The sequence below is a fragment of the Streptomyces marianii genome (assembly GCF_005795905.1).
GTDB classification, from domain to species: Bacteria; Actinomycetota; Actinomycetes; order Streptomycetales; family Streptomycetaceae; genus Streptomyces; species Streptomyces marianii.
Window position 1 is genome coordinate 7,036,973 of record NZ_VAWE01000001.1, and the last position, 18,897, is coordinate 7,055,869.

The window sequence follows — 18,897 nt, forward strand, 5'->3', positions numbered from 1 at the left end:
GCCGACGGCCCTCAGGCCGCCCGGCCCTCCCCGTCACCGTGCCGTGCCAGATACCGGGCGAATCCGCTGGTCTGCCAGGTGGTGCCGTCCGCGGTGACGGCGAACCCCTCCGTGCCGGGGAGCTGTTCCAGCCAGGCGCGTGCTTCCGGGCCCATGGCGTACGCGGCCGTCGCCCGCGCGTCCGCCTGGGTCAGCCCCCGGCCGACGACGGTCATCGACGCCAGGCCGTCGTCCGGAGTGCCGCCGGTGCGCGGATCGACGATGTGGCAGCCGCGTTCGGCCGGACCCGAGGTGGCGACGGCGAGGCCGTCGTGTGCCTCGACGACCGCCGCGAGACCACCGGGGTGCAGCGGATCGGCGATGCCGATCCGCCACGGTCCGCCGTAAGACTGGACGTCGCCGCCGCCGTTGAGGCAGACCGCCGCCGCGCCGGAGGAGGCGATCATGTCCACCGCGCGCTGCACGGCCCATCCCTTCACCAGACCGGTGGGATCGAGCCCGCCCGCGTAGCGCGGGGTGAACCAGCCGTCGCTCAGGCGTTCCTCGGTCTCGCAGAGCCCGAAGACCTCGGCGACGTCCGGCCCGCAGCCGGCGAGGGTGAGCTCCCCTCTGGCGAGCCTGCTGATCCGGCTGTCCGGGCGGTAGGGGGAGAACACCTCGTCCACGTGGTGCAGTCCGGCCACGGCCGCGGCGAGCCCGGCGCGCACCCGCTCGCGGTCGGCATCGCCCTCCAGCCGTACGTCGAACGAGAACACCGTGCCCATCACGTGCTCGACATGGCGCATCCGCGCCCGTTCCCCGGTCACAGGCCCGCCTTGTCGAGGGCGCTCTGCAGGGAGCGGGTGTAGCCCTCGCTGGTGTAGGTGGCGCCGGAGACGGCGTCGATCTCGGCGCTCTGGGCGGCGACGGCCGCCTGGTTGAGCTTGGGTACCGCGTCGGCCGCGATCTTGCGGCTGTTGGCGTCGGAGTCGGGCGCCTTGACGGCCTCGGCGGCGGTGACCCGGCCGCCGCTGACGGTGAGGCGCACCTGGACGTCGCCGTACTGGGTGCCCGCCACGTCCCCCAGCACCGACTCCGTCTCGCCACCCGCGCCGGCGCCCTGCCCGGAGCCGGAACCCGCACCTTCGCCGGAGCCGGTGCCCGTCTCCCCGCCCGGGGCGTTCGCGCCGCTCCCGGCGCCGGGCGCCGCGTCCTGCTCCGCACCCTCCCCGCCGCCGGTTCCCGCCGCCCCCGCCTTGTCGAGGGCGCTCTGCAGGGAGCGGGTGTAGCCCTCGCTGGTGTAGGTGGCGCCGGAGACGGCGTCGATCTCGGCGCTCTGGGCGGCGACGGCCGCCTGGTTGAGCTTGGGTACCGCGTCGGCCGCGATCTTGCGGCTGTTGGCGTCGGTGCTCGGCACCTTGACGGCCCGGGCCCCGGTGATCCGGCCGTTGCTCAGCGTGAGTTCGACCTGCACCGGCCCGAACTGCGTGTCGGCCTCGTCCCCCAGCACGGTCTCGCCGCCCGCCGGGACGGCGCCGCTGCCGGCGGGTGCGGAGGCGGCGGGCGGTGTGCCCCCGGCCTGGGACGCGGCTCCCGCCACCGTGGTGCCCGGCTGCTTCAGCGTCAGGAGCAGTGCGACGGCCGACGTGGTGCCGGCGACCGCGATCATCATCCGGAGCAGTGGATGCTTCCTCTTCACGTACGGCCTCACATCTCGAACGACTCGTGATGGATGCGACGCGACGGCACGCCCGCCGCTCGCAGTGCGTTGTAGGACTCCTCGGCGAGCCCGGGCGGGCCGCAGAGGTACACGTCGTGCTCGTCGATGTCGGGGAACACTTCCTTCAGCCGCTCGGTGGTGATCTCCGGACGTGCCCCGTCCGGCCCGTTCACGGCGTACAGCAACTTCGCCCGGCGGGTCTCGGCGATCTCCTGGAGCTCGGTCCACAGCGCCAGGTCCTCCGTCGAACCGGCACGGTAGAGCAGCGACAGGTCCCCCGGGCCGCCGGGCAGCGTCTCGAACAGCGCCCGCAGCGGGGTGATCCCGGCGCCTCCGGCGATCAGGAGCACCTTGTTCCGGCTGCGCCGGCCCGCGGTCATCGCCCCGTAGGGACCCTCGGCCCAGACCCTGGTCCCCGGCTCCAGCCGGCTGAGCGCCCTGCTGTGCTCCCCGGCGGCCTTGACGGTGATGCGCAGCAGATCGGGACGGGGCGGCGCGGAGAGGGAGTACGGGTTGGAGCTCCAGCGCAGGCCGTCGGCGAGGAACCGCCAGCGGAAGAACTGGCCCGCCTCGGCGCCGATCCGGTGCAGCCGCCGTCCCGTGATCAGGACGGACACCACGCCCGGGGCCTCGTCCACCACGGATTCGACCCGCAACCGGTGCGTGAGGTTGAGCCGCACCGGCGCCAGGATCCGGTACCAGAGGAGCAGTGCGCCGACCGTGCCGTAGAGCACGTACCAGATCGCGCGGGCGGTCGCGCTCGCCACGAACTCCGAGCCCGTGGCGAGCTGGTGCCAGAACGTCAGGTACACGGCGACGTAGGTCAGCAGATGCAGGTAGTACCAGGTCTCGTAGCGCATCCGGCGGCGCACGGCGCCCGCCGAGACGAAGCCGACCAGCAGCAGCAGCGCCGTACCGATCGTCGCCTCGATCATCTCGGGGAAGTCGACGACGACGGTGACGGTCTGCTCGACCAGGCCGGTGCGGGCCTGGACGGAGTACCCCCAGACGGTGAGGACGACATGAGCGACGACCAGGCTGATCGCGTACCGGCCGCTCATCGCGTGCCAGCGCGTGGCCCGGTCGGAGCCCACCCGCCGCTCCAGCGCCGGGACGCGTGCCATCTGCAGCACCACGAGGGCGATCATGTAGCCGCCGAGCAGTCCCGTGATCCGGCCCGCGCCGATCAGCCACTCCGCGGTGTCCATGTGGACGACCGCGGTGTTGTCCCACCACAGCCACATGACGGCGGAGGCCCCGGCCCAGGCGGCGACCAGGAGCACCGTCGCCGGATTGCGGCGCGGCCGGATCGCCTGCATGGTCAGGCGTCTGGCGGCCCGACCGCTCTGAATCATCGTCACCGCTGCTCCTCGGTCATCCGTATCGCTCAGGTGGATACGGAGAGGAGGTACGGGGAGTTCAATCGCCGGGCGGACTGCTCGGCGCCACCGGGCGAGGCGTCCGCGAGGTCGCCGGCCCGCCACCCGGAAGGGGTTCTCCGTGGTCCCGTCCCCTCCTTTTCCCCACGTCCGCCCCCGGGCCCCGGCCTGCGTCCCGGCGCGGCGCCGGGGAGGTGCCGAGGAGCGCACGCGTCCGGCGTCCGGGCGCGGTCCGGTACTTCGTGGTATTCCCGAAACGCTGGGTAGTAGAGCAGAGTGGTTCTGCTTGCCGAGTAGTGTAGACGCGCCGCCCAGTAGGAGCTGGCCGCTTTCGGTCTGCCCTACCATCCATTGCTCGGCCGCTACCGGATCCCGAGCGAGAAGACCTTGCGCACCGTTCTGGGGCGGCTGGATCCCGGTGAGGTCAGCGCAGCCGGCTACGACCACCTGCGGGATCTGCTCGGTGAAGGACCGGCGGGGGCAGCCGGGCTCCCGGCACCACCAGCGGCGCTTGTGCCAGCGGAACTCCAGTCCGCTCTCGCCGTACGGCAGATCGCGGGGCCGGGTCGTCGCGGAGCCCTTCACCCGGGTGGCGAACACCCCGCACTCGGGGCAGGCCCGTGCCTGCTCATCGGCAGTGATCAGGTGCACCCGGCGGGTGTCGTCCTCCAGCCGCTCCACCCGCGCTACGGCCAGGTCGAGCAGCAACGTCGTATCGTTGTCCAAGTCCGTGGTTTCTGGGTGATCGTTCTGCGTCGAGAACAGAAATGATCACTCATGGCCACGGGCATCCTGCTGCCGGGGCAACCTCCACCATCCGCGGTCCTCAAGCAACGTGACAGCCAGTCAGTCCACTTGGGTCGACACACCGCTCAAGTTCGAAGACCCATCAAACCGGATGGCCCGGGCAAAGGCCGGGGCTCTGGATCCCGCACCGCTCGGTAGCGGCCTTTCATCAGTTCGCGCGCCTTGCGCCGTTTCGCTATATCCTTAATTCATAATTCCGTAGCGCTCGGTCTCCGTCTGCGCCCTCTGGAAGGCGGGAGACTCCCGAGTAGGGGCAAGGCCTTAGGAGTCGCATATGTCTTCCCTCCCCGTCGTGGATAGCCTCGACATTCTCGTCATCGGTGCTGGCATCTCTGGCATCGGCGCTGGCCACTACCTCGTCACCGAGCAGCCCGCGAAGAGTTTCGCGATTCTGGAAGCCCGGGGGGCATGTGGCGGGACATGGGATTTTTTTCGTTACCCAGGCATACGTTCCGACTCCGATCTGTATACGTTCGGATACGAGTTCAGGCCTTGGCGAGGCCAGGAGTCGATTGCTTCCGCGCCGCGGATCTTGGCCTACCTCCGAGAGACCGTCAAGGAGAACGGCCTAGAGAACCGCATCCGCTACCACCACAGGGTATTGCGCGCCGACTGGTCCGGTGAGGATGCCCGCTGGCTGGTGCAGGTTGAGCGTACAGATACGGGCGAGCGCCTCGTCTTCAGCGCCCAGTGGATCTTCGATGCGGGCGGCTACTATCGGTACGACGAGGGTTTTGTGCCGAATTTCAAGGGGCGGGAGAGGTTCCACGGTCAAATTGTTCATCCACAGTGCTGGCCAGATGACATCGACTTCACTGGCAAGCGGGTGGTGGTGATCGGAAGCGGCGCTACCGCAGTCACTCTTGTACCAGTCATGGCTCGAACAGCTGCGCACGTCACCATGCTGCAACGCACACCAACGTACATCCTTCCACTTCCTGAACGCGACTGGGTCGCTCATCTGCTGATGAGACTGTTCGGTGAGGAACGCGGCTACGCTCTGACGCGGAGAAAAAATATAGCTCTGCAGAGCGGACTGTATCGGTGGTGTCGGCGTTTCCCCAAGGCCGCACGGCGCCTGATCCGGAGGATCAACGCAAAGCAGCTCCCTCCGGGGTTTCCGGTGGATGAGCACTTTAACCCGCCGTATGACCCTTGGGAGCAGCGCCTGTGCATCGTTCCGGATGGCGATCTGTTTCGTGCAATTCGCGATGGATCCGCCTCCGTCGTCACTAATTGTATTTCCAGAATCACGGAGCGTGGGATTCTATTGGACTCCGGTCAGGAGCTGGAGGCGGACGTCATCGTCACCGCAACAGGGTTCAATCTGCAACCTTTGGGTGGTGTGCAGTTGAGTGTGGAAGGCCGGCAAATTCAGCTCGCCGAAACCGTCGTCTACCGCGGCATGATGCTCAGCGGGGTACCCAACTTCGCCTTCGCGGTTGGCTATCAGAGTAGTTCGTGGACACTGAAGGTCGGCCTGTTGTGCGAGTACTTCTGTAGGCTCGTTTCCTACATGGACGCCAACGGATACGACACCGTATGGCCAGTCGTAGATCCGGACATGCCCAACCAGCCGATGATGCAATTGACTGCCGGCTATGTCCAACGATCCGTCGACCACATGCCCCGGCAAGGCCCTGCGACCCCGTGGAAAATGTCGAAGGACTATAAGACCGACTGGAAGCTCCTACGCAAGGGCCCCATCACCGACTCAGCCCTTCATTTTTCTTCTCCCGCTGCCCGCGCATCGAGATCAGGCTGCACCGAGGTGCCGGCACCATGAGCACCGACCAATATGCCTGCCTCCCCAACGGGATGCACGTCTGTTATCGCGCGCGCGGTAATCCCAGCGATGAAGCCCTGCTTTTGATCTCCGGACTCGCGGAAGATCTAACCTGCTGGCCCCCGGTATTCCTCGATGGCCTCGTAGAGCGCGGTTTCTACGTCATCCACTACGACAACCGAGACGTGGGCCGCTCCACCACCATGCGCACCCCGCCACCGAGCACACTCAGGCAGTTGCTAGGCCGCGCCCGATCGGATGCCTACACCCTCACCGACATGGCCGCGGACGGCGCCGGTCTGCTGGACCATCTCGAAATCGATCGCGCGCACGTAGTCGGACGATCCATGGGCGGCATGATCGCCCAGACCTTCGCTGCCACCCACCGCGTGAGAATACGGACCCTGACCTCAATCTATGCGACCACCGGCCAACCATCTGCCGGGCAGCCCACCTGGTCTACAAGAATACGTGTCATCGCCAGTCGCCCCCCGCGCACCTGGCAGGAAGCCGTCCAGCGTCACCTGACCATCACCTCCCGCATCGCCGGCTCCGCCTACCCACTCGACGATTCCTGGGAGAAGCAGTACGCCAAAGGCGCCTGGGACCGCTCGTGCGGCGCGGGCCAAGCAGGGGTCGCCCGTCAGATCCAGGCGATCCAGGCATCAGGTGACCGCACGGGACAACTGCGCACCATCACAGCACCCACCCTCGTCATTCACGGCGACAAAGACCCGATGGTGAATATCACCGGAGGCTACGCTACAGCCCACGCCATCCAGGGGGCCCGCCTAGTGGTCATTCCCGGTATGGGGCATCATTTCGCCCCCGGCCTCCTAGGCCGACTGTTGAACCTCATCACCCAGCACGGTCGCGAGGGAGTCCCTATGTGAAGAACCCTACGGGACGGGAATGCGATTTGAGGGTTGCAGTAGTGCGCTAACTCTATTTTAGAGCAGTATCCGATCTGGCTATTTGGTCCACCCTTTCAGAAGGCAGGGAAGCCACAATGGACACTATGCTCGCCGGACGCCTGAACCTGGCAACGGGCAGTTTCGCTGTTACGGGCGTACCCGTCCCCGAGCCAGGGCCAGGAGAGTTGCTCATCGAAGTAAAGGCAGCAGGCGTCTGCCTGTCTGATGTGCACCTCATCGACAGAACCCTTCGTCCTGTATTCAACCCAAACAACGAGGTCACGCTGGGACACGAAGTCGCCGGCATCGTATTCCGGCTCGGCTCCAACCTTAAACGCCCATGGAAGCCCGGTGCGCGTGTGGTCCTCCTGGGAGGCGAACCATGTGGCACCTGTGACGCCTGCTGGCGGCATGCTCCGTGCCTTGTCCCCCGGACCAGAGGCGCCGACTTCGACGGAGGCTGGGCTCAGTACGCCGTGGCACGGGAAGAGTGCGTTTATGCGATCCCCGACCACCTGCCATTCGAACAAGCGGCCATCATCCCCGACGCCGTTTCGACGCCGTACGCGGCCGTCGTGGCCACCGCGGGGGTGCGTCCCGCTCAAGCCGTCGGTATCTGGGGAGCAGGAGGTCTCGGCGTACACGCCATCAGCGTGGCCCGCCTGGTGGGCGCTGAGCCGATCATCGCTATAGACCCCCTTACGGACGCTCTCGAACGAACCCTCTCCTACGGAGCCGATGTAGCGCTGCAACCCGAAGATCCGAACTTTCACGAGAAACTCATGGAAGCCACTCGCGGACAGGGTCTCGACGTAGCTTTCGACTTCGCCGGCGTACCTACAGCACGTGAGCAAGCGGCGACCAGCCTGGCGAGAAACGGAGTTCTAGTCCTTGTCGGTATCGCGGCACAACCTTTCGCCATAGCAGATGATGCTGTGTTCAACTACTCGGGAAACGAAGTGCGCGGTCACTACGGGTCGACTCCCGCCCACCTCGAAGAGCTGATCCGTCTCACTTCCGCGGGTCGGCTTGACCTGACTGCTTCGGTGAGTGAACGGCTGCCTCTGAGCCAGGCATCCGAGGCCGTTGCTCATCTTGCTCACAAGAGCGGAAGCCCCGTCCGTATCGTGCTCACTCCCGCCCACAGAGCCGGGGCTTGATCCAGCCCGGGAAGGGGCCGTGTATTGGACACTCCCAACCCGTCCCGTCCGAACACCCACCGGCGGGGAGCCGTCGTCCTCCTTCGCCGAGGTCGTGAAACGCCGCCTTCGTCGGCATTTTCAATGCCGGGCAACAGACTGAACCGCCGACTTGTATGAGGCAGCGGGATAGTCCGGAGCCCCCATTCAGGCCGGGGCGGTTCATGACAGAGTCGAGTTGAGGGACTTCCTTGGGCTGTGCGCGAGCGCCTGAAGCGAACCGAGCTTGGCGTCGGGCAGGCACCCCGGTTGCTCAGGGGCCAGTCGAGATGGCCTTCCCGGAAGGTGGGGGGCACCTCACCCCGAGGTGCCGTCGATCGTCCCCCGTCCGGACAGGTCGGCGTGCACGATAGTGGCTGCTGCGGCCGTCAGCACGACGGCGGCGATCGCATGAGCGGTGGAGTACGACCAGGTCAGCGTTACGGCAGCACCTCCTGCGGCCCCCAGCATGTAGGCGAGGAAGACCAGGGAGAGCAGCCGCACACCACGACGGGCGGCGCGTCCGCGGTCCTGGACAGCACGGGTGATCAAGGCGACCAGGGTGCTGGTCAGGGTCGTCGTGGACACCCCTTGCAGAGCGACCCGCGCCGCGTAGAGGCTCTGTACTCCCATGGCGGCCGCGATCAGCAGCACGGGCACCTGATGGGGAGCGGCGGTGGCTGCGGCGGCCACGAGCAGGGCCGCTTCCACGACGAGCAGGAACCAGCGGCTGGCCGTTAGCGCCCGCCAGGCCCTGCCGAGCCCCCGAAGGCTCTGGTGGCCGAGCACGGCCGCCAGAAGGACTCCGGCGCAGAATCCGCAGATCGAGGCCAGCGGGCCGCTTGTCTCGCCCACTGCCCGCCCCAGGTCTGGGTGGTGCAGAGAGCGTTCGGTGAGGCGGGCGGCGAGGAACACGGCATTGCCGGTCTGGTTCGCGACGAAGACCCGGCTGGGCCCCGTGTACGCGGCGGCGTCCACCCAGCCTGCGACGGCGGTAAGCAGCACCATCAGGCCCTTCAGTGGCCCGACGAGACCGGGACGCTTCCCGAGCATGGTGAGAGCGTCGCCTTGGGGGTCAGGGGGTGACGATGTCGAAGTGGGGGTCCGGGGTGTCCAGGAGCCCCAGGAGGCGCCGGAGTGCACCGGGATCGCCCTGGGTGGAAATGTCTTCCTGGGCACCGTTGGCGAGTGCGAGGAGTTGGAGTCTGGTCAGGGTGAGGGTGGCGTGTGCGTCGCCGGCGGGCGGATGGCCGGGCGGTGTGCTGCGGTGGGTGAGGGCGCCGTGGGAGAGCGTCAGGCGCCATGTCTGCTGCTCATCCGTCACCCGCAGGTCCAGCACCAGGTGTTCGTCCCAGGCTCGGGGGCCGTCGACCCGGACAGCCATGGTGTCGAGAATCTGGTCGACGGTCAGGGCTGTAGCCATCCGGGAGTGGAGGGGGACGGGGGCGGGGCGGCAGATCAGTTCCAGGGCGCCGGTGAGGTAGATGTTGCGCCAGGTGGCGTTCTCGGCGCCCTGGCCGAGCCGTTCGTAGACGGAGGCAAGGGCTTCCCGCGCTTCGACGCAGTCCGGCTCGGCGAAGACCGCGTGGTTGAGAAGCGTGGCGGCGAAGCGCAGGTCGCCCTGGGCCGCGTACTCCCGGGCGCGAGCGGTCACCGCGGCGGAACCGCCGTAGTCGGCGACGTAGCGGCGGGCCAGATCGACGGGCGGGTGCTCCCACAGATGTGCGGGGTTGCCGTCGTACCAGCCCATGTAGCGCTGGTAGATCGCTTTGACGTTGTGGCTCACCGACCCGTAGTAGCCGCGTACGGACCGGATGGCCTCGAGTGACGGTGGCAGCCTGACCTGCTCGGCGATCTCGGTACCGGTCAGCCCTTTGTTGGTCAGACGTAGCGTCTGGTCGTGTAGATAGGCATACAGGTCCCGTTGGGCCGTGAGGAACTCGGCGATGGCATCGGTCTCCCAGGTGGGCCAGTGATGGGAGGCGAAGGCGACGTCCGCCTCCGGGGCGAACAGGTGCAGTGCCTCGTCGAGGTAGCGGGCCCAGAGGCGCGCGTCGCGGATCTCGGCGCCGCGCAGGGTGAGCACGTTGTGCATGGTGTGGGTGGCGTTCTCGGCCATGCACAGCGCGCGCCGCTCCGGCAGGAGGAAGTTCATCTCCGCCGGGGCCTCGGTGTCCGGCGTGAGCTGGAACACGAGCCTGACGCCGTCGATGACCTCTTCCTGCCCGGTTCGGGTGACGTCACGGGTGGGAGGAATGAAGGTGATGGTGCCCTTGGAGACGGCCATACCCAGACCACAGCCGACCTGACCCGTGGGTGACTCGTCCAGCAGAATGCCGTACATGTAGGAGGCGCGACGGGACATCGCGGGGCCGGCGTAGACGTTCTCACTGACCAGGTGCTCGGCGAATCCGCTCGGGGCGATCACCGGTACGTCACCGGCGCCGTCGGGTAGTACACCGCCCGCTCCGCCGCAGTGATCGGTGTGGCTGTGGGTGTAGATCACCGCGGTGACGGGGCGCTCGCCTCGATGAGCGCGATACAGGGCGAGTGCGGCCGCGGCCGTCTCGGCGGAGATGAGCGGGTCGACGACGATCACACCGTCGGTGCCCTCGATGAGAGTCATGTTCGCCAGGTCGAGATTGCGGACCTGATACACGCCCTCGGTAACCTCGTAAAGGCCCTGTTTGGCGCAGAGCTGGCTCTGACGCCACAGACCGGGATGCACGGTGTCCGGGCAGTCGGGGGTGTCGAGGAAGGCGTATGCGTCGGAGTCCCAGACCACCTGCCCGTCCGCATGGGTGATCCGCGCAGGGGACAGCGCGGCCACGAAGCCGCGGTCGGCCGCGGTGTCGTCAGGGGGCCATGGATCGTGGCCGGAGCGTCTCGTCATGCCCGCATGCTAGGGATGTGGCCCGGCCGCAGGACGTTGGCACGAGAGGGGTGGATATGGGTTCACCCGTCTCACCCGCAGTCAGCACACTCCTCGCCGGGTCCTGCGGGTCGGTGAGCCAGTGGACGACGTCGGCGTCGGTCATCCAGATCGCCTGCGTTTCGTGGGCGTCGCCGTGCTGGACGACGTGGACGCGGCCCTGCGGGGACCGGCGCTGCTTGGGAGCGGGGCCGACTATCGGGGCCAGGCGCCGCCTGCGCCGGATCACCCGGCAAGCCAACGCGCTCGGCCTGACCGTCCGCTTCGAACCCATCGAAGCGGCGTGACACCGGCCGCCCGGACTCAGTCAGGCTGCGAACGGCAGATACGGCCGCAGCCTGACGCTCTTGTCCCGAGAGCAACAGCAGGTCCTCGAACAGCGACACATCGAGCAGCGGACCGAGGACTGGAAGGCCCGCTACGACGTCCGGGCAGGCGTCGAGGGCACCATCTCCCAAGCCGTCCGCCGCACCGGCCTGCCCAAGACCCACCTCGGCAACGTTCTGGCCGTCACCGCGATCAACCTCATCCGACTCGATGCCTGGCTGACCGGAACACCACTCGGCGAGACCCGCATCTCACACCTCACCCGACTCGAACTCGCCGCCTAACGACAAGGCCATGCCCGGTTTGCAGGTTTCCCAACGGAGTCCTGAACGCCGGGGCTTTCCGCAAGAGTCCCGGTAAGTTCGTCCAGGACGACGAGGGTGCCCCGGCGGCCCTTGGGGGAGAGGTTGACATGGCCGTCGGCGGTGAGCGGCGCGGTGGCGGTGAAGAAGACCGGCTGCTCCTCGATGAAGGCGCGGATGCGGCCGTCTATGCGTTCGTAGGTCTGACCCATGCCCGGATTATGGCCCGGACGCGCCGTCGGCGCAGAGGTGCGCCGCCGCCGGCCGGACGTGCCCGGTCCGCGCCCGTCCCCGGAGCCGTCCCCGCTTCCCCGTCCGCCCCCTTCTCCCCGTCAGTCCGGGGCCGTTCGGTGAGTCCCGCCCGCCACCGCAGGCGCAGCAGCACGTACTCGCTGAACAGATGCGTGCAGCGGTTCAGCAGCGCGTCCAGTTCGGCGGGGTCGTGGTGTCCTCCCACCGGCGGTTCCCACTGCTGGATCGCGGGCGCCGCCAGCGCCCTGAGCGACGGGTCCCGGTCGTCCAGGAGGGCGACCGCGGCGCGCAGTTCCGCGACCCCGCCCCGGGCGCGCAGCAGACGGAAGGCCGTCCGCCGGGTGTGGGCGGGGCTCCGGCGCGCGGTGAGCCGGGGCAGGAGCCAGTCCTCCGGGAGCCGGTCGGCCCAGGGGAGGAGCGCGGTCGCGGCCTCCCGGGCGACGGCGGGCGCGGGGTCGTCGAGCAGCGGCCGCAGCCGCTCCACGTCGGTCCTGCCGAGCAGACGGAGACCGGCGACGGCTCGGGCCCGTACGGACGGCACGGGATGGGCGGTCAGCGGCCACAGCAGTCGGGCGTCCCGGGGCTCGCCGCACTCGGCGAGTCCGAGCGGCGCCCAGGCCGGTATGCCGCGGTCGGCCGGGTCGGCGCACAGGGCGCGGTAGACGGGGAGCGGTTCGGCTCCACCCTGCCGCAGCACATAGCGGGCGCAGGCCCGTACCAGCCCCGAGCGGTCGGTGAGGTACGGACGGGCGTCGTCGTGGCGTCCGGCCCGGCGCAGCGCCGTCACCCCGGCGGACCGCGCATCGGGGTGCCGTGACCGCAGCAGCGGGACGAGCACGTCGTCGCCGGTGGGGCCGAGCGCGAGTGCGGCCTCGGCGCACAGGCGCCGCACCACGGCGTCGTCGTCGGCCCCGGCGGTGAGGGCCAGGCGCGCGGCGGGGAGGAGCCCGCGCTCCACGGCCAGGCCGTGGGCGAACCGGCGGGTGGCGCGATCCGGCGCGGCCAGCAGGGGTTCGAGGGCGCCGGGCCGGGCGGACCGCAGGAGAGCGGCCACCGCCTCGCGCGCGAAGCCGCCGCGCTCGCGGCGCGCCCCGCGCAGGGCGAGCGCTGTCAGCGGCACCAGTGCTTCCGGCTCCGCCCCGGCCAGCAGCGCGGGAAGCAGCTCCCGGGCCCGCGCCCGGACCGGAGCGGCCCAGTCCGCGGTCCGGATCACAAGCAGCGGCAGCAGCTCCGGGCGACCGGCGACCCGCTCCAGAGCCGCTTCCCGGACCCTCCCGTCGCGGTGGCACAGCGCCAGTGCGGGCACGCGGGCGCGGTCCCGGGACCGGCTCTCGGGTGCGGTCGGCCGTACGAGGCGGGCCTCCGCGTCGAACTCCAGCCAGGCGTCCGGGTCCGTCGCCCCGAGCGCCTCGTGGAGCCCCATCCCCTGCATGAGCCGCTCGACGGCCGTGTCCCCCCTGGTCAGCATGGGGGTGAGGGTATGCGGCGGGGTGACCGGCGGCCACCGGATTTCCTGCGCGTTGACAAAACATACGGAGGACTGCATAGTTATACCCATCACCGCATGCACCGTAAGGAGAAACCCGTGACCGAGCGCGTCGTACTCGCCTACTCGGGCGGTCTGGACACCTCCGTCGCCATCGGCTGGATCGCCGAGGAGACGGGCGCCGAGGTCATCGCCGTTGCCGTGGACGTCGGCCAGGGCGGCGAGGACCTGGACGTCATCCGCAAGCGCGCGCTCGCCTGCGGTGCCGTCGAGGCCGAGGTCGCGGACGCCAAGGACGAGTTCGCCGAGGAGTACTGCCTCCCGGCGATCAAGGCCAACGCCCTCTACATGGACCGCTATCCGCTGGTCTCCGCCCTCTCCCGGCCGACGATCGTCAAGCACCTCGTGGCCGCCGCGAAGAAGCACGGCGCCTCGATCGTGGCCCACGGCTGCACCGGCAAGGGCAACGACCAGGTGCGGTTCGAGGCGGGTATCGCCTCCCTCGCGCCCGACCTGAAGTGCATCGCGCCGGTCCGTGACTACGCGATGACCCGGGACAAGGCCATCGCGTTCTGCGAGGCGAAGCAGCTCCCGATCGCCACCACCAAGAAGTCGCCCTACTCGATCGACCAGAACGTCTTCGGGCGCGCCGTCGAGACCGGCTTCCTGGAGGACATCTGGAACGGGCCGATCGAGGACATCTACGAGTACACCTCCAACCCGGCCGAGGTCCGCGAGGCCGACGAGGTGATCATCTCCTTCAAGGAGGGCGTGCCGGTCGCCCTCGACGGCAAGCCCGTCACGGTCCTGCAGGCGATCCAGCAGCTCAACGAGCGGGCCGGCGCCCAGGGCATCGGCCGGATCGACATGGTCGAGGACCGGCTCGTCGGCATCAAGTCCCGTGAGGTGTACGAGGCCCCGGGCGCGATCGCGCTGATCACCGCCCACCAGGAGCTGGAGAACGTCACCGTCGAGCGCGAGCTGGCCCGGTACAAGCGGCAGGTCGAGCAGCGCTGGGGCGAGCTCGTCTACGACGGCCTGTGGTTCTCCCCCCTCAAGCGGGCCCTGGAGGGCTTCGTCGACGAGGCCAACCAGCACGTCACCGGCGACATCCGGATGACCCTGCACGGCGGCCGCGCCGTCGTCACCGGCCGGCGGTCGGAGCAGTCGCTGTACGACTTCAATCTCGCGACGTATGACACGGGCGACACGTTCGACCAGTCGAAGGCCCAGGGCTTCATCGACATCTTCGGTCTCTCGTCGAAGATCGCCGCGAAGCGCGACCTCGCCTGATTCCCTGGGGCCACCGCCTTCCGCGGGTGCACCGCCGCCTCCCCTCCCGTCCGTCGGGGCCCGGGCCCGCCGAGGGCCGGGAGCAGGGAGGCGGCCGCACATCCGAAGTCCGGCAATTCTTGAGGAGCAAGTGCTGTGAGCAGCAACAACGGTGACGTCCGGCTCTGGGGCGGCCGGTTCGCCGACGGTCCCGCCGAGGCGCTGGCGAAGCTGTCGGCGTCGGTCCACTTCGACTGGCGGCTCGCGCCGTACGACATCGCCGGCTCCCGTGCCCATGCCCGTGTGCTCCGCAAGGCGGGCCTGCTCACCTCCGACGAGCTGGAGCGGATGCTCGCCGGGCTCGACCGGCTGGAGGCGGACGTCGCCGACGGGAGCTTCACCGGCACCATCGCCGACGAGGACGTCCACACGGCCCTCGAACGCGGCCTCCTGGAGCGCCTCGGCCCGGACCTCGGCGGCAAGCTGCGCGCCGGCCGGTCCCGCAACGACCAGGTCGCCACGCTCTTCCGGATGTACCTGCGCGACCACGCCCGGATCATCGGCGGGCTGATCGCCGAGCTCCAGGACGCGCTGGTGGGGCTGGCGGAGTCCCATCCCGACGTCGCCATGCCGGGCCGCACGCACCTCCAGCACGCCCAGCCCGTGCTCTTCGCCCACCACGTGCTCGCCCACGTCCAGTCGCTCTCCCGGGACGCCGAACGGCTGCGCCAGTGGGACGAGCGGACCGCCGTCTCCCCGTACGGCTCCGGCGCGCTCGCCGGGTCGTCGCTCGGACTGGACCCGGAGGCGGTGGCGCAGGACCTCGGCTTCGAGCGCGGCAGCGCGGGGAACTCCATCGACGGCACGGCCTCGCGGGACTTCGTCGCGGAGTTCGCCTTCATCGCCGCGATGATCGGGGTGAACCTCTCCCGGATCGCCGAGGAGGTCATCATCTGGAACACGAAGGAGTTCTCCTTCGTGACGCTCCACGACGCCTTCTCCACCGGTTCGTCGATCATGCCGCAGAAGAAGAACCCCGACATCGCCGAGCTGGCCCGCGGCAAGTCGGGCCGGCTCATCGGCAATCTGACCGGTCTGCTCGCCACGCTGAAGGCCCTGCCGCTCGCCTACAACCGCGACCTGCAGGAGGACAAGGAGCCGGTCTTCGACTCCTGCGACCAGCTGGAGGTGCTGCTGCCCGCGTTCACCGGGATGATGGCCACCCTGACCGTCAACCGCGAGCGGATGGAGGAGCTCGCGCCCGCCGGCTTCTCGCTGGCCACGGACATCGCCGAGTGGCTGGTCAAGCAGGGCGTGCCGTTCCGCGTCGCGCACGAGGTCGCGGGCGAGTGCGTCAAGGAGTGCGAGGCGCACGGGATCGAGCTGGACCAGCTCACGGACCAGCAGTTCGCGAAGATCTCGCCGCACCTCACGCCGGAGGTCAGGACCGTGCTCGATGTCCCCGGCGCGCTCGCCTCCCGCAGCGGCCGCGGCGGTACGGCCCCGTCGGCCGTGGCCGCCCAGCTCGCCGAGGTCAAGGCGGACCTGGCCGCTCAGCACGCCTGGGCCACCGCCAAGCGGTAACCGTCACGGCGCCGCCTCGCCCCCGCCGGAGCCGCCACCCACGGTGCCCGGCGGCTCGCGGTGCTCCCCGCGATCAAGCACCACCACAGTTCACAGCGCCGCCGCCCAGTCCGCGAGCGTGTCGAAGTCCGGCCGGACCAGTCCGATCCGGTGGTCGACGTGCAGCAGCAGGGCGGCGGCGAGGTGGTTCCGGTCGACGTACTCACGGTCCAGATCCGTGATCTCGTCGTCGATCCAGGCGAACGGCCGCCCGGCCGCGTACTCCAGCACGTACTGCGTCTTCCAGAACGTCCCCCGCGGTGAGGCGCCGTGCATCACGGGCCAGTCGACGAACGGCAGCTCGGGCAGCCCCAGTTGCGGTCCCACCCAGACGTTGGCGTCGCCCTTCCACGTGGTCGCCCAGACCAGTTCGTACCGGTCCCCGAGCGCCAGCAGTTCCTCGCCGTGACCCGGGTTGAGCCAGACCCGCAGGGGCTTGTCGTGCGCCCAGCCGCCCGGCCGCATCCGGTGCGTCGTGTACCCGTCGGGGCGGTGCTGCGGCTTACCGCCGTACGGATTGAGCGGGCCGTCGATGTCGATCAGCAGGAGCGGCTTCATGGGCTCAGCATCCCTTTCCACCTCTGTATGAGGCATCGATTTATCGAATGAGACATTGATGTCTCATTCGGTGTATGGTTGTCTCATGGCCATGGATCGTGAACAGGTGCTGCGCGCCGCCGCCGCCCTCCTCGCCCGCAAGTCGACCGCGACGATGGACGAGGTCGCCCGCGCGGCGGGTGTCGGCCGCGCCACCCTGCACCGGCACTTCGCCGGGCGGGACGCGCTGGTGAAGGCGCTCGAAGCCTTCGGTATCGAGGAGTTCGAGGCGGCCGTCGACCGCGCCGCGCTCGAGGACGGTCCCGCCGGCGACGCGCTGCGCCGGCTGATCGCCGAGATGGAGCCCGCGGCGGATCTCTTCGCGTTCCTGGTCACCGAGAACCAGCTGTTCGAGGGCGACCAGGTCGACGAGGGCTGGGCCCGGCTCGACGCCCGGGTCGGCGCCCTGTTCCGGCGGGGCCAGGAACAGGGCGAGTTCCGGATCGACCTCCCGCCCATCTGGCTCACCGAGGCCCTTTACGGCCTCATCAGCACCTGCGCCTGGGCCGCCATGGACGGCCGGGTCGCCAAGAACGACTTCCAGTACATGATCGCCGAGCTGCTGCTCGGCGGAGCACGACGGAGTGTGGAGAAATGACCAGCAGTACCGTCCAGCGCGTGAGCGGGGCGGACGAGACCCCGTACCGCCCCGGACGATGGCTGGCCCTGGCGGTGCTGGTCCTGGCCGTCCTGCTGGTGGCCGTGGACGCCACCGTGCTCGGCCTCGCGACGCCCTTCCTCAGCGAGGACCTCAAGCCCACCGGCACCCAGCTGCTGTGGATCGGTGACGTCTACTCGTTCGTCATCGCGGGCCTGCTCGTCTCCATGGGCAGCCTCGGTGACCGGATCGGCCGCAAGAAGCTGCTGCTGACCGGTGCCGTCGCCTTCGGTGCCGTGTCCGTGCTCAACGCCTACGCCACCACGCCCGAGACGATGATCCTCGCCCGGGCCCTGCTGGGCGTCGCCGGCGCCACGCTGATGCCGGCCACACTGGCGCTGATCCGCAACATCTTCCACGACCCGCGCGAACGCAGCATCGCCATCGGCATCTGGGGCGCCATGGCCTCGGCCGGTGCCGCCGTCGGACCGGTCGTCGGCGGCTTCCTGCTGGAGCACTTCTGGTGGGGCTCCGTCTTCCTCATCAACCTGCCCGTGATGGCCGTCCTGGTCCTCGTCGGCATCAAGCTGTTGCCCGAGTCGAAGAACCCGGTCGCCGGCCCCTGGGACCTGATCAGCGTCGCCCTGTCGCTGATAGGCATGGTCGGCGTCGTCTACGCGATCAAGGAGGCCGCGAGCCACGGAGTGGGCTGGGAGTCCGGCGCCTCCGCGCTCATCGGTGCCGCCGCGCTGTACGGATTCGTCCGCAGGCAGTTCACCCTGCCGTCGCCACTGCTCGACATGCGGCTGTTCCGCCACCGCGGCTTCTCCGGTGCGGTGCTCGCCGACCTGCTGACCATCCTGGGCCTGTCGGGACTGGTCTTCTTCCTCTCCCAGTTCCTCCAACTGGTCCAGGAGCGGCCGCCGCTGGAGGCCGGGCTGGCGGAACTGCCCGCCGCGATCGGCGCGGTGGCGACCGGACTCGTCGCCGGCCGTTTCGCCCGGCGGTTCTCCGTCCGGTCCGTCGTGGCCGGGGGACTCGCCGCCGTGGGCGTCGCGCTCGCGGTGCTGACCGTCATCGGCAGCTCCACGGGCTATCCGCTGCTCGGCGCGGCCCTGCTCGTCGTCGGTGTCGGCGCCGGCTTCTCGTTCACCGTCACGGCCGACGTCATCCTCTCCAGCGTGCCGAAGGAGCAGGCCGGCTCGGCATCGGCCGTGTCCGAGACGGCGTACGAACTCGGTGCGGCACTCGGCATCGCGCTGCTCGGTTCGATCGTGACCGGTGTGTACCGGGACTTCGCGACACCGGCCGGGGTTCCGGCGGACGTGGCGTCCGCCGCCCATGAGTCGCTGGGCGGGGCGGTGGAGGCCGCGGCCGTCCTGCCGGCCCACCAGCAGGCCGAACTGGTCGGCGCGGCACAGGAGGCGTTCGTCGAGGGGCTGCGGCTCGCGTCGGGCGCGGGCGCCGCCGTGCTGCTGGCCACTGCGGTGGCGGCCTGGTTCCTCATGCGCGGCCAGAAGCTGGCGGACGGCGTCGAGCACTGACGCCCGGGTGCGCCGGCTCCTCCGGTGCCGGGGCCGCAACCCCGCGCACGGGAAGGGTCTCCCCGCACATGACGCCGCCCCCGCACGCGACGTGCGGGGGCGGCGTCATGTGCGGGGGCGGGCCGGGCCGGTGCCTGGAGGCGGTCACGCCGACCCGGTGCCGTCGACCCGCGTGCCGCTCCCGTGCGAGGTTCCGGCCGG

At 69.5% G+C, this 18,897-nt stretch carries 15 protein-coding genes and 3 pseudogenes; 9 read left to right on the forward strand and 9 right to left on the reverse strand.

Annotated features, from left to right (window positions below):
• Nucleotides 1-11 precede the first annotated feature (11 nt).
• The 3 genes from FEF34_RS31890 to FEF34_RS31900 are packed head-to-tail and all read right to left on the reverse strand — an operon-like array spanning nt 12 to nt 3,054.
• On the reverse strand, nt 12-764 hold the full coding sequence (locus tag FEF34_RS31890; RefSeq protein ID WP_138057850.1) for an FAD:protein FMN transferase: 753 nt from the start codon (nt 762-764) through the stop codon (nt 12-14).
• Nucleotides 765-802: 38 nt separating this feature from the next.
• Nucleotides 803-1,648, reverse strand: coding sequence for an FMN-binding protein (locus FEF34_RS31895; RefSeq protein WP_138057851.1), 846 nt, complete (start codon nt 1,646-1,648; stop codon nt 803-805).
• Between the two features lie 38 nt (nt 1,649-1,686).
• The gene (locus FEF34_RS31900; protein ID WP_138057852.1) at nt 1,687-3,054 is read right to left on the reverse strand and encodes a ferredoxin reductase family protein; all 1,368 of its coding nucleotides are present in this window, start codon (nt 3,052-3,054) and stop codon (nt 1,687-1,689) included.
• A gap of 342 nt (nt 3,055-3,396) precedes the next feature.
• On the opposite strand from FEF34_RS31900, the pseudogene FEF34_RS31905 reads away from it, so the two are divergent.
• Nucleotides 3,397-3,540: pseudogene (locus FEF34_RS31905) on the forward strand (ISAs1 family transposase); the annotation flags it as partial.
• A gap of 30 nt (nt 3,541-3,570) precedes the next feature.
• Here FEF34_RS31905 and FEF34_RS44355 read toward each other — a convergent pair.
• A pseudogene (locus tag FEF34_RS44355) lies at nt 3,571-3,759 on the reverse strand (transposase family protein); the annotation flags it as partial.
• A 400-nt stretch (nt 3,760-4,159) separates the two neighbouring features.
• Here FEF34_RS44355 and FEF34_RS31915 point away from each other — a divergent pair.
• The 3 genes from FEF34_RS31915 to FEF34_RS31925 all read left to right on the forward strand — a co-directional run bounded on the left by FEF34_RS31915 (nt 4,160) and on the right by FEF34_RS31925 (nt 7,745).
• Complete coding sequence (locus tag FEF34_RS31915; protein ID WP_138056260.1) at nt 4,160-5,671, forward strand: flavin-containing monooxygenase; 1,512 nt, start codon at nt 4,160-4,162, stop codon at nt 5,669-5,671.
• Nucleotides 5,668-6,564 carry an alpha/beta fold hydrolase gene (locus tag FEF34_RS31920; protein ID WP_138056261.1) on the forward strand — a complete coding sequence of 299 codons (897 nt, stop codon included), beginning with the start codon at nt 5,668-5,670 and terminating at the stop codon, nt 6,562-6,564. Before FEF34_RS31915 ends, FEF34_RS31920 begins: the two co-directional genes overlap by 4 nt.
• A 116-nt stretch (nt 6,565-6,680) precedes the next feature.
• The gene (locus FEF34_RS31925) at nt 6,681-7,745 is read left to right on the forward strand and encodes a zinc-binding dehydrogenase (RefSeq protein WP_138056262.1); all 1,065 of its coding nucleotides are present in this window, start codon (nt 6,681-6,683) and stop codon (nt 7,743-7,745) included.
• A gap of 336 nt (nt 7,746-8,081) precedes the next feature.
• Here the strand turns inward: FEF34_RS31925 and FEF34_RS31930 are convergent, their stop codons facing one another.
• Together FEF34_RS31930 and FEF34_RS31935 are read right to left on the reverse strand one after the other, a co-directional pair.
• Nucleotides 8,082-8,816, reverse strand: coding sequence for a YoaK family protein (locus FEF34_RS31930; RefSeq protein ID WP_138056263.1), 735 nt, complete (start codon nt 8,814-8,816; stop codon nt 8,082-8,084).
• 22 nt (nt 8,817-8,838) lie between these two features.
• Complete coding sequence (locus FEF34_RS31935; RefSeq protein ID WP_138056264.1) at nt 8,839-10,656, reverse strand: alkyl/aryl-sulfatase; 1,818 nt, start codon at nt 10,654-10,656, stop codon at nt 8,839-8,841.
• Nucleotides 10,657-11,033: 377 nt separating this feature from the next.
• On the opposite strand from FEF34_RS31935, the gene FEF34_RS31940 reads away from it, so the two are divergent.
• Nucleotides 11,034-11,306 carry a transposase gene (locus FEF34_RS31940; protein ID WP_267905297.1) on the forward strand — a complete coding sequence of 91 codons (273 nt, stop codon included), beginning with the start codon at nt 11,034-11,036 and terminating at the stop codon, nt 11,304-11,306.
• 71 nt (nt 11,307-11,377) lie between these two features.
• Here the strand turns inward: FEF34_RS31940 and FEF34_RS31945 are convergent.
• Together FEF34_RS31945 and FEF34_RS31950 are read right to left on the reverse strand one after the other, a co-directional pair.
• Nucleotides 11,378-11,536 (reverse strand): annotated as a pseudogene (locus FEF34_RS31945) (pyridoxamine 5'-phosphate oxidase family protein); the annotation flags it as partial.
• On the reverse strand, nt 11,512-13,044 hold the full coding sequence (locus tag FEF34_RS31950) for a hypothetical protein (protein WP_234042627.1): 1,533 nt from the start codon (nt 13,042-13,044) through the stop codon (nt 11,512-11,514). The gene FEF34_RS31950 and the pseudogene FEF34_RS31945, both read right to left, overlap by 25 nt.
• A 117-nt stretch (nt 13,045-13,161) precedes the next feature.
• Here FEF34_RS31950 and FEF34_RS31955 point away from each other — a divergent pair, with 117 nt between their 5' ends.
• Nucleotides 13,162-14,355 (forward strand): argininosuccinate synthase, encoded by a 1,194-nt coding sequence (locus tag FEF34_RS31955; RefSeq protein ID WP_138056265.1) that lies wholly within the window; start codon nt 13,162-13,164, stop codon nt 14,353-14,355.
• 135 nt (nt 14,356-14,490) lie between these two features.
• Nucleotides 14,491-15,918, forward strand: coding sequence for an argininosuccinate lyase (gene argH / locus FEF34_RS31960; protein ID WP_138056266.1), 1,428 nt, complete (start codon nt 14,491-14,493; stop codon nt 15,916-15,918).
• A 90-nt stretch (nt 15,919-16,008) separates the two neighbouring features.
• Here argH and FEF34_RS31965 read toward each other — a convergent pair whose 3' ends face one another.
• Nucleotides 16,009-16,515 (reverse strand): HAD domain-containing protein, encoded by a 507-nt coding sequence (locus FEF34_RS31965; protein WP_138056267.1) that lies wholly within the window; start codon nt 16,513-16,515, stop codon nt 16,009-16,011.
• Nucleotides 16,516-16,600: 85 nt separating this feature from the next.
• On the opposite strand from FEF34_RS31965, the gene FEF34_RS31970 reads away from it, so the two are divergent.
• Both FEF34_RS31970 and FEF34_RS31975 read left to right on the forward strand, forming a co-directional pair.
• Complete coding sequence (locus FEF34_RS31970) at nt 16,601-17,152, forward strand: TetR/AcrR family transcriptional regulator (RefSeq protein WP_138056268.1); 552 nt, start codon at nt 16,601-16,603, stop codon at nt 17,150-17,152.
• Complete coding sequence (locus FEF34_RS31975) at nt 17,149-18,696, forward strand: MFS transporter (RefSeq protein WP_138056269.1); 1,548 nt, start codon at nt 17,149-17,151, stop codon at nt 18,694-18,696. The genes FEF34_RS31970 and FEF34_RS31975 overlap by 4 nt, the downstream gene beginning before the upstream one ends.
• Nucleotides 18,697-18,897: the final 201 nt, after the last annotated feature.

Bases quoted from the DNA above. Each gene is read 5' to 3' on its own strand.
- FEF34_RS31890 (WP_138057850.1), bottom strand. From the start codon at position 764: ATGGGCACGGTGTTCTCGTTCGACGTACGGCTGGAGGGCGATGCCGAC.
- FEF34_RS31895 (WP_138057851.1), bottom strand. From the start codon at position 1,648: ATGATCGCGGTCGCCGGCACCACGTCGGCCGTCGCACTGCTCCTGACG.
- FEF34_RS31900 (WP_138057852.1), bottom strand. From the start codon at position 3,054: ATGATTCAGAGCGGTCGGGCCGCCAGACGCCTGACCATGCAGGCGATC.
- FEF34_RS31915 (WP_138056260.1), top strand. From the start codon at position 4,160: ATGTCTTCCCTCCCCGTCGTGGATAGCCTCGACATTCTCGTCATCGGT.
- FEF34_RS31920 (WP_138056261.1), top strand. From the start codon at position 5,668: ATGAGCACCGACCAATATGCCTGCCTCCCCAACGGGATGCACGTCTGT.
- FEF34_RS31925 (WP_138056262.1), top strand. From the start codon at position 6,681: ATGGACACTATGCTCGCCGGACGCCTGAACCTGGCAACGGGCAGTTTC.
- FEF34_RS31930 (WP_138056263.1), bottom strand. From the start codon at position 8,816: ATGCTCGGGAAGCGTCCCGGTCTCGTCGGGCCACTGAAGGGCCTGATG.
- FEF34_RS31935 (WP_138056264.1), bottom strand. From the start codon at position 10,656: ATGACGAGACGCTCCGGCCACGATCCATGGCCCCCTGACGACACCGCG.
- FEF34_RS31950 (WP_234042627.1), bottom strand. From the start codon at position 13,044: ATGCTGACCAGGGGGGACACGGCCGTCGAGCGGCTCATGCAGGGGATG.
- FEF34_RS31965 (WP_138056267.1), bottom strand. From the start codon at position 16,515: ATGAAGCCGCTCCTGCTGATCGACATCGACGGCCCGCTCAATCCGTAC.
- FEF34_RS31970 (WP_138056268.1), top strand. From the start codon at position 16,601: ATGGCCATGGATCGTGAACAGGTGCTGCGCGCCGCCGCCGCCCTCCTC.
- FEF34_RS31975 (WP_138056269.1), top strand. From the start codon at position 17,149: ATGACCAGCAGTACCGTCCAGCGCGTGAGCGGGGCGGACGAGACCCCG.